Genomic DNA, 12602 nt, shown 5'->3' on the forward strand with positions numbered 1-12602 from the left:
GTCGGGCCGGTCATCCAGGCCCGACAGCGCCGGGAGCGGACCGGACAGGTGCGGAGGAAAGCTGCCCCGAACGGTGTGTATCCGATAGGGAAGCCCTGTTGGACGGCGCGGACGCGGCGGCGGCAACCTGGCCGGGGAAGCCGGCCGAACAGGCCAGCCGGCCGGTGGCGTCGACCGTCAGCCAGGCCCATCCCTGCCGGGCGAGATCGGCGAGCAGGGCCGGCGCGGCGTGGCCGGCGGCCAGGGCGGCCGTGGCGTAGGCGTCCGCCAGGGCGGCCGTGGCGTAGGCGTCCGCCCCGACGACGGTGACCGAGGCCAGCGCGCTCGCCGGAGTCCCGGTACGCGGGTCGACGACGTGCTCGCCCCGCTCCGAGACGCCCGACGTGGCGACGGCGAGATCCGTGCCCTCGACCACCGCGACGAGCCGGGCCCGCTCGAAGGGGTCGGCGATCCCGGCCCGCCAGGGCCGGCCCGTCCCCGAGGCTCCCCGGACCAGCAGGTCCCCGGCCGCGTTGACGCAGTGGTCCGGGGCGCCGGCGTCGGTCAGCGCCCGGGACGCCGCGTCCGCCGCCCAGCCCTTGACCAGGCCGGTCGGATCCAGGGTGCCGTCCGCCCGCCAGGCCGGGTCGAAGCTGCCGCCGGTCCGCTCCCGGCAGGCGTCGGCCAGCCGGTACACCTCGCGGACGTGCTCCGGGCAGTCGTCGAGGCCGATCTCGCCGCGCCGCAGCCGGGAGACCCAGGAGCCCGGCAGGAAGGTGCTGAAGTCCTCGTCCGCCCGGTGCAGCACCGCGGCCGCCGCCGCGATCGCCGCGTCCAGTTCCGAGGGGCCCAGCTCCGCCGCGCCGCGCGGACGGCGGATGTCGATGCTGACGACCGTGCCCATCACCGGTTCGGCGTGGACCCGGCCCGGCCGGCTAGGCACCGGCCCGGTCCAGGGCGGACTGGACGGACTGCGCGTAACCGTCGCTGGTGTAGGAGGCCCCGGAGACGGTGTCGATCCGGGCGCTCTGGACGTCGAGCACCTCCTGGCGCAGGATCGGCACCGCCCAGTTGTTGATCTCGATATCGCGCCGCTCCCGGTCCGGCAGCCGCAGGGCCACCACATCAGTGATCGTCTTTCCGCTCAGGACGACCTGGACCTGCACGAAGCCGTAGCGGGTGCGCACGGCGTCCCCCGTCACCGTCCGGGTGGTGGCCGTGCCCGACGAGCCGCCGGCGGCGGGGCTCGACGGGACGGATGTCGCGCCGCCCGCCCCGCCCGATCCGGATCCCGCGGGCCGGCCGCTGTCGTCGGCGGCGGACCCGTCGTGCCCGTCCGAACCAGCGGATCCGGAGGCCTCATCCGCCGGATCCGGAGCCGGGACACCTCCCGCCGTAGCGGGCCGCTGGCCCGTACCGGCCGTGGCCGGCGCGACGGCGAGCGCCACGGGCCGCTCGCCGGGCCCGGTCGCGGCCTTCGCGCCGACCACCAGGCCGACGGTCGCCAGCAGCGCGGCAAGGCCGAGCCGCGCCCGGTGGGATTTTCCGGCGTTCTCGTTCATCTCAGCGTGAACTCCTCAGTGTGGATCTGCTTGCCGGACAGCCCGAGGCCGCGCAGCGCCCGGACGACCGCGTGTGTCATCCCGGCGGGGCCGCAGACGAAGACGTCCCGTTCGGCGACGTCCGGCACGGCCGCGACGAGGAAACGCGCCGCCAGCGGGTCGTATCCGAGGTCGCGCCGGGAACCGACCACGCGGTGGACGACCAGCCGCCCGCTGCCGACCAGCCGCCCGCTGCCGGCCAGCCGCTCGAACTCCTGCCACAGCGCGAGATCACTCGCCCGGCTGACCCGGTGCACCACCACGACGTCGTCGCCACGGGCGAGCAGCTCCTCCGTGAGCGCCCGGACCGGTCCGATCCCGCTGCCGCCGCCGACGAGCAGTGTCCTGCCCCGGCTGGCGTGCTCGGCGGTGAAGTGCCCGAACGGGCCTTCGGCCACGACCGGGGTGCCCGGCCGCAGGTGGGCGATCGCGCGGGAGTGGTCGCCGGTGGCCTTGACCGTGATGCGCAGCCGGTCCGGTCGCGGCGGGGCGGACAGCGAATAGGGGTGCGCGCTGACGAGATGCCCGCGGGCGGCGAACCGCCACAGCAGGAACTGCCCCGCCACCGCACCGAGACGATGCAGGTCACGGCCGCGGATCCAGACCGAGACGACCCCGGGCGCCTCGTGGACCACCCGCTCCACCGCCATCCGGTGCCGGCCGACGGCCACGGCCGGCAGGACCAGCCGCCAGACGACCAGGCAGCCGGCGACCGCGAGGTACATCCCCTGCCACAGCAGCCGGTTGACCGGATGGCCGACGAAGTCCGCGCCGGTCGCCGTCTGGTGGGAGTACGCCAGGAGCACGGCAAGGTAGGCGGTGAGGTGCAGCAGGTACCAGGCCTCGTAGGAGACGCGCCGCCGGACCGCGCGGGCGCTGGCCACTCCGACGGCCACGAACAGCAGGGTGCCGATGGTCGCCTTCCACATCTCCGGATAGGTGGTGACCACCGTGACGAGCTCGGACAGCGGCTGATGATGCGTGGTCAGGCCGTAGCCCCACACCGTGAGCAGGACGTGGACGACGATGAGCAGCACGACGTTCGTGCCCAGCCCACGGTGCCAGGCCGCCAGCCGGTCGAGCCCGACCGCACGTTCGAGAACGGGGATCCGTGCCATGAGCAGGAGCTGCACGAGCACCAGGTAGGCCGCCAGCAGGCCGCTGACCCGGCCGGCCGCGGTCATGGCCGGCCCGGCGCCGCGCACGCTGGACGCGGCGGTGTCGAACCACCACAGGGCCACGACCACGGCTCCCCACACCACCAGGGCGAGCCGTACGGCGAGCCGCGGGGACCAGCGCGGGGAGCGGCGCGGCGGCACGTGCCGGCCGTGGGCCGCACCCGGCACGGCCTGGTCTCCCGGCGGGCGGGGAGGATCTGGCTGCCGCGTGGGCGCCGCCGTGCCGACGCGGGCCGGCCCGCGCGTCCGTGTCCCGCCAGCCGGATACCACGTGAAGCTCATGGACACGGATGATGACCGTGAAAGCTGGGAAAACGCTGTGAAGAGCCTCAGAACTTGCCGGGACTTCCACGGTCTTCCTACCCCGACCGCAAAAACCGATCGTAGGGCTCCCGACCGGCCGCGGGCGTCCCGACGAGATGGCGACGGCTTTCGACGCGGGGCGGCGAGGGGACCGGACCGCCGGGTCGGTTAGTGGACTGTGTCGGATGGGAGATAGCACAGCGGCGACACAAAAATACCCTTGATAACCGAGCCCCGAAGTCACCGCCTCGGGCCACGCACAGGGGGAGGCCGATCGTGCCGCGTTCTGGTTGGGACCAAAGCCAGTGGATCGACTACGACGCATACGTCCTGAACGTCTTCGCGGGAGGCAGCACGGCCTGGATCGAGTACCGCTACACGATCGGCCATGTCGGATGGCGGCGGATCTACACCGCGCCGGACTCGACCGAATCAGAAGTACTGACAATCGCCACCGCCGCCAAGGCTTCCGGCCGGCCGGTACGTGTCCGGGTGACCAACAGCAGCGGCCCCGGCGGCACAGCCGAAATCGTCGCCATCCAGACGCTGTGACAAAGGAGCTGTGACGCTATGGCCAGGATTTCACCCGGGCAGGAAGCGGAAACGACACCGTTCGGCGCCGACCTCCGGCCCTTCACCGATGGTGACTACATAGCCGCGCCCAGCCGGATCCGTCCCGACGATCTCGCGGAACCCGGGCCAACAGGCGCGGACGTACGGACCGTCGACGGTATCGACCGAGCGGCGCTCGTCCTGTGGGACGTGGCCGGCGACGAGCCGCACCCGCTGGGCGCGGTTCTGCGTCCCGCTCCGGCGGAACAGCAGAGCTGATCTTCACCTGTTCCTTTTCACCTTTCCTCTTTCTTCTTTCTGTTTCCTCTTCCTGTTTTTCTCTTTCTGGTCGGGTGAAGGCCCAGCGCCCCACCGTCCGCACCCGGCCCCGAGCTCTCATCTCATGCGGGACCACGGCCTGCCGGCCGGACGGAGGGCGGCCGGCAGGCCGTGGTGCGGGGCCCTCCTACCGGATGGGCTTCGTCCCGATGACGACGGTGGCGTTCAGTTCGTCGGACGTGACCACCTGTGGGAGCAGCCCGTTGCGGACGACGGCTTCGACGGTCCGCGCCGCCTGGCGCTCGCTGGTCTCGACCAGCAGGTGGCCGCCCGGCGCCAGCCGCTGTGGCGCCTCGGCGGCCATCCGGCCGCCGGCCGCCGGCCGCCCAGGGCAGCACGCCCAGGCGCTCTTCGTGTTCGCGACGGCGCCAACCGCAGCGGTCGGCCGACGAGCCGCGACAATGGTCACTGTCAGGATGCGATCGATGACCTGACAGAAAGGGTCTTGCGATCGGGCTCACAACGGCGCACTCTTGTAGCTGTCCGGTCGGGTTGTGGTTCTTCCAGCGTTGGTCTTGACGACGGACGCAGGCAGACGTCATCCCGACCCTGCTGGCGGGTATCCACACCCGCTGTTGCCGTGGAGGAGCGCAGGTGCCATGAACGCCATCGACTGGGCGGAAGCCCCAGGGTCGGGGCGTCTCAGGCTTCCCTCCCGCCCGGCCTGCAGATCCGATTGGTTGCCACGGTCACGCGTCGGCGGGACGTAGGTAGTCGATCACGCGGCGCTCCGGACGACGATCGTCATGGAGCGCGAGCCCTTCTCTGGATTCATTGCACGCCTGACGCTGTCAGGCGGTCTTTTCGTCGCTGTTGTTTCCGCGCAACGGGAGGTGATCAGCGTGGCCACTGTCACGACTAACCTGCTCAGCACCCCGCTGGAGGATCCGCGTGTCGAGCGGGTGCGCCGCACCGCCCTCGCCGCATACGTCGACGGAAAGATCAGCTTTGCTCAGGCGAACTCCCGTGTCCGCAAGGCGCTGGAAAGGTTCCACGTCTGATCTGACCGCCGTACGCACGACCGCCAACCGGCCAAGGTCCCGGTCAGCAGGTCCAGCCGAGCCGAGCCGATCCGATCCGTCGGCAGGCCGGGGAAGAACGCACCCGCCAGAGCGGTCTCGTTCTTCTTCCGCCCCGCCCGGCGGACGGCATCAGCGACCCGCTGTGACGAGTGGAGTTCTCTACACCGCCACTGCGGCCGTTCGGAGTCACTGCGGCCGTTCGGAGTGCGACTCGTGCTGGGGCTCCCGCTCGTGCGCGCCGCCTGCCACCCGGTCCCTGCCCAGACCGAGAATCCCGGCCGCGACCAGTACCAGGGAGGCGACGAAGGCCACCATCCGCGGTCCTTCGGGTGCCGACTCGTCGAACAGGGTCAGCCCGAGCATCACCGGCAGGAAGGCCGATACCCCGCTGGTCACCGGGAAGGCGATCACCGCCGCCCGCCCCTGCAGTCCCCGCTGCTCCAGGCCCAGGGCGAGCACGGAGAAAACGATCAGGACGTACGGGGTCGGGGTGGCCAGCAGGCGGGCCAGCTCATGATCGTCCAGGTAGAGGCCGATCTGACGGGTCGCCAACGTCGCGATCGCGTAACAGGCCCCCGCGGACAGCCCGAACAGCAGGGCCGCCCGGGCAACCCGCTCCGCCCTGCCCGCCTGGTTCGCCAGCCAGGCGCCCACGGCCGTGAACGTCAGCCCGCAGGCCAGGAACAGCCCCATATCATGATTGCTCGCCGGGTCACCGAGTTCGGCGCCGCGGCTGAAGGCAAAGGTGAGCAGGACGATTCCGGCGACCATGGACGCCATCCCGCGCCAGCCGGCCCGGCTGATCCGCTCCCCGAGGAACCGCCGGGCCAGCAGCGCGAAGACCACCATGTCGCCCGCCATCAGCGGCGCGACAAGGGCCACCGGGGCCACCGACAGGGCCAGCACCTCCAGCAGGAACGACCCGGCCTCGACCGCGAGCCCGAGCAGCCACAGCGGGCGCACGGTGAGACGGAGCAACAGCCCGAGCCCGAGCCCGCCGCCAGGCGGTGCCTGCCGCGCCGCGACAGCCTGGATCATGGGGGCCATCCCGTAGAAGGCCGCTGACACGACCGCGATCGGCGCGCCGACGGCAAGCGCGTCGTTCACGCGCCGCCCGGAATCCGGCCGAGGTGCGTACGTGCGCCACCGCTGCGTCCCACGTCTCCCACCATCCCACCTCCGCTGCCACGCCACGCCCGTACGGGCTGTCTCCTACCAGTCCTACCAGCCATTACCGAGCTCGACCTGACTGAGCGCGGCGCCGAACGCCTGCTCCCAGGCGTCCGGCGTACCGACCACGCGGACCGAGGGCGGCTTGGTGCGGTCCAGCGCGGCAAGCACCGACCGGCGCAGGGACGCGGTGTCCGCGGAGGTCACGTCCGCCCGGCCCCGGTCGAGTTCGAGCTGGAGGTTGTCCCGGCCGTGACCAGGCACGACGTCGAGCAGCAGGAGATCGCGCCCGATCACGCGGGCCTCGCTGCAGGTGTCCCCCGACGAGGTGACCACAAGATCGCTCGCTGCCATCAGCTCGGGGATACGGTCGGTGAAGCCGAACGGGATGACCTGCTGGCGCGTGCGCGCCAGTCCCCGCAGCCGGGCCTCGAGCGAGGTGTTGCGCCCGGCCACCGCGATCACCCACACACCGGCCTCGGCCAGCGCCCGGGCACCGTCGACCAACGGGCCGAGGCCCCAGGAGCCCGACATCAGCAGTACGCAGCGCGCGTCGGCGGGGATGCCGAGAGCAGCCCGGGCCGCCACCTGCGTCGGTGGGTCGTAGAAGGGCTGGCGCACCGGCGTCGGGACGACGGCGATCCGCGCCTGGGGATGGAACCGGCGGACGAACCGCGCTGCCGTGGCCGAGGTGACCAGGTACAGATCGGTGTTGTCGTGCACCCAGAGCCGGTGGACGCAGACATCCGTACAGAACACCGCCGTGATCATGTCAGGATGCTCGGGCTTGATCCGGCTCGCCGCCGCGGCCCCGGTCGCGAAGATCGACAGAAGCAGCTCGACCGGCTGCTCACGCAGCGTCGACGCCAGCCTGGGGACGAGGAACCGGGACGCGACCGCCTCGATCACCCGCGCCAACGGGCCGCCCGGCCGCATCTGCGAAAAATGCACCGCGTCGTAGAGTCCCGGCACGGCCAGCATCCCCCGGAACACGGCCTCCCCCATGGCCCCGGCACGGCCGCCCATCATGCGCAGGGAGTCCAGCGTGCGGGTGGAGAACCCACGCAGGGCCAGCGAGTGCGCGCAGGCCTGCGCCATGACATCGTGGCCCATCCCGAGCGAGCCCGACAGCAGCAACGCCCGCTTCCCAGCGTGCTGGGGCTGCCGGGCCGGGACCGTCACCGGGCCACCCGTGGGGCCATCGGCCATATCGTCGATCATGACTTACTCGGACGATGCCGGGACGCCGACGCCGTCGGCCGCCTGGCGGGGTGGTACCGGGACCACCTGGTCACGGGTGGGCCGCCGGTCGGCCAGATACCACTCGACATACTGCCGGACCCCGTCGGCGAACCGGGTGGTGGGACGCCAGCCCAGCAGCGCCTCGGCCGCCGCGTTCGACACCGGCCGCCCCCGGAAGTCACCCGGCCGCGCCGGCACGTGCTCGATCCGGACGCCGGGGACATGGTCACGGACCGCCTGCGCCATCGCCAGCACGCTGACCCGTTCGTCGCCTTCGAGCGCGATCGTCGCGTTCCGTGCGGAGTCGGCCATGGCGAGCACGTGCGCGTCGGCCAGGTCACGGACGAACACGTAGTTACGGAACTGCCGGCCGTCGCCGGCGATCGTGAGCGGCTCCCCGTCGAGCGCCTTCCGGAGAAACCGGGCCAGGACGAGTTCGTCGCGCATGCCGGGGCCGTAGGGAATGCCGTAGCGCAGAATTGTGAAGTCCACACCATAGGTCTGCTGATAGCTGTGGAGCAGCAGCTCCGCCGCTATTTTGGTGGAGGTGTAGACATGGCCGGCGCGGGCCAGCGCGAACTCGACGTCCTCGGTCAGCGGGTGCGGGTCGTCCGGGTCACCGCCGGCCGCGCCGTAGACCCAGACGGTGCTGGCGAACAGCACCCGGCGCACACCGGCGACGCGCGCCGCCTCGCAGACGTTCGCCGTGCCCTCGACATTGAGCCGCACGGTCCGGATCGGGTCGGCGAAGGCGTGGTCGACATTGGACATGCCGGCGAGGTGGAAAACCACATCGCAGCCGTCGAACGCACTGGTGACGGCGGGCAGGTCCAGAACGTCGAGTGCTCTGCGGTCGGCTCGTGGATCAGTCTTGTGCGTCTGTAGATCGAGTGAAATCACGTCATGGCCGGCATCGGCGAGCCGGTCCACTACATGGGCCCCGATGAAGCCGGAGCCGCCGGTGACGGCTATACGCATGGTCATCCGTCCAGAATTGTCGGTTGCGGGCCGGGTCGCCCGGTGCAATTGCCCGAGAACTGCTACGAACGATGATCACCTGGTCAGAGCTGTACCGCCAGGGCCTCGAGAGCGGAGGCGAGCGACGCAAGCACATGATCCACCTCGGCCCCGGTCATGTCCGAGTGGACCGGGAGGCACACGTGACGGGCACACAGATCCTCGGCGACCGGCAGGTTGCCGCCGGCATACGACGCGAAGGCCGGCTGCTGGTGCAGGGGTGCCTCGTACACCTCGCCCGACAGTGACACGCCGTAGCGCTCCTTGAGCTCCTTTTTCAGCCGGGCCCGTTCAATGCCCGGACGCGGCAGGGCCAGATATTTGTAGAAGTTGCCGTACCCGCCGGCCGGCACCCGGACCGGCTCGATCCCGTCGATCTGGTCGAGTCCCGCGTCGTACCGGGCGGCGGCCCGGCGGCGGACCTCAAGGAATTCGGACAACCGGCGCAGATGCACCAGTCCGGTCACGGCGTGCAGCTCACTCAGCCGCCAGGCGTAGCCCTGTTTGATGTGGACGTTGCCGAGGAAACCGGCTTTCCCCTGGTCCCGGAATATCACCGCGTCGTCCCGCACGCGCTCGTCGGCGGTGAGTATCATCCCGCCCTCGCCGCTGGTTATGACTTTGGTCGGGTAGAACGAGAACGCCGCGGCCACGCCGAAGGACCCCGCGGGGCGGCCGTCATGACTCGCCCCGTGGGCGTGCGCCGCGTCCTCGACCAGAAAAATGCCCCGTTCGTCACACAGCGCCCGAATAGCGTCGGCTTCCGCAGTGATCAGGCCGCCTATGTGCACCAGAACGACCGCCCGGGTACGCGGTGTGAGTACAGCGGCCACGGTGGCCGCGCTGAGCGCGAACGTGCCGGGGTCCACGTCCGCGAAAACCAGGTCCGCGCCGGCCCGCAGGACGGCGAAACCGGTGGCCGCGAAGGTGTTCGTGGGTATAATGACGTCCGAACCTGCCACGTCCAGCGCCCGGAGAATAATCTCAAGCGCCGCGGTGCCACTACTGACAGCAATGCCAAAAGGGGCGCCGTGGGCCGCGGCAAAGGCGGCCTCGAACTCCCTCGTATACGCGCCGAGCGTCAGCGCCCCACTGGCCAGTATCTCCGACACCGACGACGCAATCTCCGCGCGATCGGCCTCCGGGAAGACGATCCGCGCTGATGGAACCTGCATCTGCACCCCTTCAAAGTCCCGCGTCCTGTCAAGTCACCACCTGCCGGTCCGGGCACGGTGGACAGCGACGCTACCGGTTCACCCACCGTGCGGCTGTCAGGATCATCCTGCTCTCGGGCATCCTCCCCTGATCCTTTTCACGGCCGTCCGGCGGAGAGCCGCCCGCCCGGCCCAGGAATGACCACCGAGCACCCGGTTTACGTTTTAGCGTATCCATTAAATAATAGATCTCATTGCCGTCCAATACCCGTCCGACAGATACTCGTCCGGCCACAGTGGGACAAGTCACCTGGACGATCCCACAAACCGGCCACAACGGCCGCGAGTACGAATCACAACAACACGACCATGGTCTTGCGATCAGCTGACAGGCGCATTTTACGGCTCGCCGACGACCGGAGACTACCTCCTGTCACGTTTACATAAACGGACAGTAATATCGATCTTCGGAAGAAACACCCGGCCGCTGGACGTGTTCACGAGGCCGACAAGACCAGCAAGACTGGCAAGACTGGCAAGACTGGCAAGACCTTCATATCCGGCAGAGTCGGCGAGGTCGACACAATCGACACCAAGGACTGGCCGTTCGGGGGGATCCACCGCCGTCGCGGCTCGCGCGGACGAGCGGCATCCGATGCGCCCGCCACGTGGCCGCCGATCAGGCCCGACCAGACATGAGGGCAGGTCGCGGGCAGCATGAAAGGCCCCGGCAGAGGGTAGACATGATCTGACGTACGGGGGGAACGCAGATCACTCACCGCTCTGCCGGGACGCACAGCAAGAGTATCGGGAAGGCGCCCATAAGGGGAGCAGGAACGGCCAGGACTTTGGTCCCGTCTCGAGTCCCGTCCCAGCACCGTGACACCGCCACGGACCCGTTCGTTACGGATACGAGTCCGATCGGGATATCCATGGGCACAGCGGACACGAAGGGGCTCTCGTGATCTGGCGCCGGACCTGGCCTCCAGCGGATCTCGCACCAGGCCGGGGACAGCGCGATCATTTTCGGCGCTCGGCGGCCCGGCCGCGGGAGCGGATGATCCGAAAATTCCCGAAGATCTTCAAAGCTCGACGGATCCGAGAGGCCCGGAGGGCCCGGACGCCGGGACCGCGGGCTCGGGGTGCCGCGAATCCGCCGGCCCGCGACGCGCTCGAAGGAGCCACAAGGTGACACGGAACAAGATTGTCAGAAGCCTCGCCGGTGTCGTGGAACTTGTCGACAAGGTGGAGCCCTGTATCGAGCTCCAGGACACGATGACCGGCGGCGAGGCAGCCCGCGAAATGCGTGACGCACATGTCCGCTACGCCCGGCTCGTTCATCTGGAAAAAGATCTTGCTCGATCATCGATCATCACTGTCGGAGATCTTGACAGGCTTTCCGACCCCGCCCGCCCGCTGGTGGATGTGATCGACACCTTCCAGCCGGAGATCTTCCTCGACTGGCGCGACTTCCTCACCGACGCGGTCAATCGGGCACTGCGTGACATACCAGCGGAGACGACCATCACGGTCGAGGACGACGGCCAGCCGCTCGGCGTCCTTTCGGCCGGGACCGTCCAGGCATTCGTCTCGACCAGCCGGGAGTGACCGGCGGCGGCCTCGGCCGAGCGTCACCGGCTCGCGCCGGATCGACGACCGGAGGCCGGCAGTGGGAGACGCCCGCTCGGCGCTGCGCTCCGGAGCAGAGCGGTTGACGTCGGTATTGACGCCGGCCCTGACGTGAACCCGCCGCCGCACACCGCCCAGCCAGGTGAGCCGGCCGGTGCCGGCAGGCCACACAATATGGGACCATATCGCTCGACAGTGTTCCCATATCGCACGGGAGCACCATGCGGCACCCAACACAGGAAGGCTGCTATTCAGCCATGAGAGCATCCCCGGTGTGCCGTACGGATATCGACGAACACAAACCGGGAGAACTCGGCCGGATCCCGGATCGGTGCCGGCTTTCGGCCGGCACCACCCCGTCCACCCTGCCAGTCACGCCAGGTGAGCGCATCCGACGATTCCAGCCATCGGGACCGTCCCGGTCCGTCCGATGACAGGATTCCGGCCAGACTGGATTACGACACCGTCCAGCACCGCATAACCGGAACGGCAGACCAACATGGCAGACAGAGCATGAACATCGAAACTCCCGGCTGGTTCCGGACCGCACTCGAGCGGCGGCCCGAACAGTATGCGACGGAGGTCGAGGGATGCCGGATCAGTTACCGATGCTGGGGGGAGCCGGACCGGCCGGGAATCGTCCTCGTGCACGGAGGCTCCGCGCATGCCGGCTGGTGGGACCACATAGCGCCGTTGATTGACAGCGAATACCGAGTTGTCGCCATCGACATGTCCGGCCATGGCGACAGTGGGCGCCGTGACGATTACAGTCTCCAGAACTGGGCCGCCGAGATAGTCGGCGTCGCCGAACACGCTCAGCTGGCCGGCAGCCCGATCGTGATCGGCCACAGCATGGGCGGCTGGGCATCGATCATGGCCGCCGCCAGCTACCCGGAGCGGATCAGCGGGATCGTCATCCTCGACGCCCCCGTCGCCGACGTCACCCCCGAGGAAAGGGCCGCCCGCGAGCGCACGGCGTTCGGGCCGCTGCGGGTCTACCCGACCGTGACCGAGGCGCTGGCCCGCTTCCGGACCGTGCCCGATCAGCCCAACATGCTGCCCTACGTCGTCAACCATGTGGCACGGTCGTCCATGGGCGCCGTCGAGGGGGGCTGGACCTGGAAGTTCGATCCAGGGATCTTCCGCGGCCGCCGGCCGTCCCCGCAGATCCTCAAGGAGGTGCGCTGCCGGGTCGCGCTGTTCCGGGCCGAACACGGTCTGATAACCCCGGACATCGGTACCGAGATGTACGAACTGCTCGGCCGGGTCGCGCCGGTCATCGAGATCCCGCTCGCCGGGCACCATCTCATGCTCGACCAGCCGCTGCTGCTGGTCACCGGCATCCGGACGTTGCTCGCGGACTGGCAGCACTCCGTCCCGCAGACCCGCCCGAAGGTCGGGACGAACATCGCGTAG

At 69.8% G+C, this 12602-nt stretch carries 12 protein-coding genes and 1 pseudogene; 5 read left to right on the plus strand and 8 right to left on the minus strand.

Annotated features, from left to right (window positions below):
- Window positions 1–10: 10 nt before the first annotated feature.
- The 3 genes from NBX02_RS20975 to NBX02_RS20985 are packed head-to-tail and all read right to left on the minus strand — an operon-like array spanning window position 11 to window position 2926.
- Entirely contained in the window at window positions 11–883 is an 873-nt protein-coding gene (locus NBX02_RS20975) for an FAD:protein FMN transferase (protein WP_250283030.1), read from the minus strand.
- 31 nt (window positions 884–914) lie between these two features.
- A complete protein-coding gene (locus NBX02_RS20980; protein ID WP_250282989.1) occupies window positions 915–1541 on the minus strand; it encodes an FMN-binding protein in 627 nt (208 codons plus the stop codon).
- Window positions 1538–2926, minus strand: coding sequence for a ferredoxin reductase family protein (locus tag NBX02_RS20985; protein WP_250282991.1), 1389 nt, complete (start codon window positions 2924–2926; stop codon window positions 1538–1540). Before NBX02_RS20985 ends, NBX02_RS20980 begins: the two co-directional genes overlap by 4 nt.
- A gap of 411 nt (window positions 2927–3337) precedes the next feature.
- Between NBX02_RS20985 and NBX02_RS20990 the strand changes: the two genes are divergently transcribed.
- Both NBX02_RS20990 and NBX02_RS20995 read left to right on the plus strand, forming a co-directional pair.
- Window positions 3338–3613 carry a hypothetical protein gene (locus NBX02_RS20990; protein ID WP_250282993.1) on the plus strand — a complete coding sequence of 92 codons (276 nt, stop codon included), beginning with the start codon at window positions 3338–3340 and terminating at the stop codon, window positions 3611–3613.
- An 18-nt stretch (window positions 3614–3631) separates the two neighbouring features.
- Window positions 3632–3892: a hypothetical protein gene (locus tag NBX02_RS20995; protein WP_250282995.1), complete on the plus strand. Its 261-nt coding sequence runs from the start codon at window positions 3632–3634 to the stop codon at window positions 3890–3892.
- Window positions 3893–4079: 187 nt separating this feature from the next.
- Here NBX02_RS20995 and NBX02_RS21000 read toward each other — a convergent pair.
- Window positions 4080–4259, minus strand: a pseudogene (locus NBX02_RS21000) (putative protein N(5)-glutamine methyltransferase); the annotation flags it as partial.
- A gap of 535 nt (window positions 4260–4794) precedes the next feature.
- Here NBX02_RS21000 and NBX02_RS21005 point away from each other — a divergent pair.
- Complete coding sequence (locus NBX02_RS21005; RefSeq protein ID WP_250292674.1) at window positions 4795–4953, plus strand: hypothetical protein; 159 nt, start codon at window positions 4795–4797, stop codon at window positions 4951–4953.
- A gap of 207 nt (window positions 4954–5160) precedes the next feature.
- On the opposite strand, the gene NBX02_RS21010 is transcribed toward NBX02_RS21005, so the two are convergent.
- The 4 genes from NBX02_RS21010 to NBX02_RS21025 form a co-directional block, all read right to left on the minus strand.
- Window positions 5161–6081 carry a hypothetical protein gene (locus NBX02_RS21010; RefSeq protein WP_250283002.1) on the minus strand — a complete coding sequence of 307 codons (921 nt, stop codon included), beginning with the start codon at window positions 6079–6081 and terminating at the stop codon, window positions 5161–5163.
- A 114-nt stretch (window positions 6082–6195) separates the two neighbouring features.
- Entirely contained in the window at window positions 6196–7365 is a 1170-nt protein-coding gene (locus NBX02_RS21015; RefSeq protein ID WP_250292676.1) for an MGDG synthase family glycosyltransferase, read from the minus strand.
- A 3-nt stretch (window positions 7366–7368) separates the two neighbouring features.
- A complete protein-coding gene (locus NBX02_RS21020; protein ID WP_250292679.1) occupies window positions 7369–8364 on the minus strand; it encodes an NAD-dependent epimerase/dehydratase family protein in 996 nt (331 codons plus the stop codon).
- An 83-nt stretch (window positions 8365–8447) separates the two neighbouring features.
- Window positions 8448–9578 carry a DegT/DnrJ/EryC1/StrS family aminotransferase gene (locus NBX02_RS21025; RefSeq protein WP_250283007.1) on the minus strand — a complete coding sequence of 377 codons (1131 nt, stop codon included), beginning with the start codon at window positions 9576–9578 and terminating at the stop codon, window positions 8448–8450.
- Between the two features lie 1167 nt (window positions 9579–10745).
- Between NBX02_RS21025 and NBX02_RS21030 the strand changes: the two genes are divergently transcribed.
- Together NBX02_RS21030 and NBX02_RS21035 are read left to right on the plus strand one after the other, a co-directional pair.
- Window positions 10746–11165 carry a hypothetical protein gene (locus NBX02_RS21030; RefSeq protein WP_250283009.1) on the plus strand — a complete coding sequence of 140 codons (420 nt, stop codon included), beginning with the start codon at window positions 10746–10748 and terminating at the stop codon, window positions 11163–11165.
- A 534-nt stretch (window positions 11166–11699) separates the two neighbouring features.
- Complete coding sequence (locus NBX02_RS21035; RefSeq protein WP_250283011.1) at window positions 11700–12602, plus strand: alpha/beta fold hydrolase; 903 nt, start codon at window positions 11700–11702, stop codon at window positions 12600–12602.

This window comes from Protofrankia sp. CiP1_Cm_nod1, from assembly GCF_920888515.1.
In the GTDB taxonomy this organism is placed as follows: domain Bacteria; phylum Actinomycetota; class Actinomycetes; order Frankiales; family Frankiaceae; genus Protofrankia.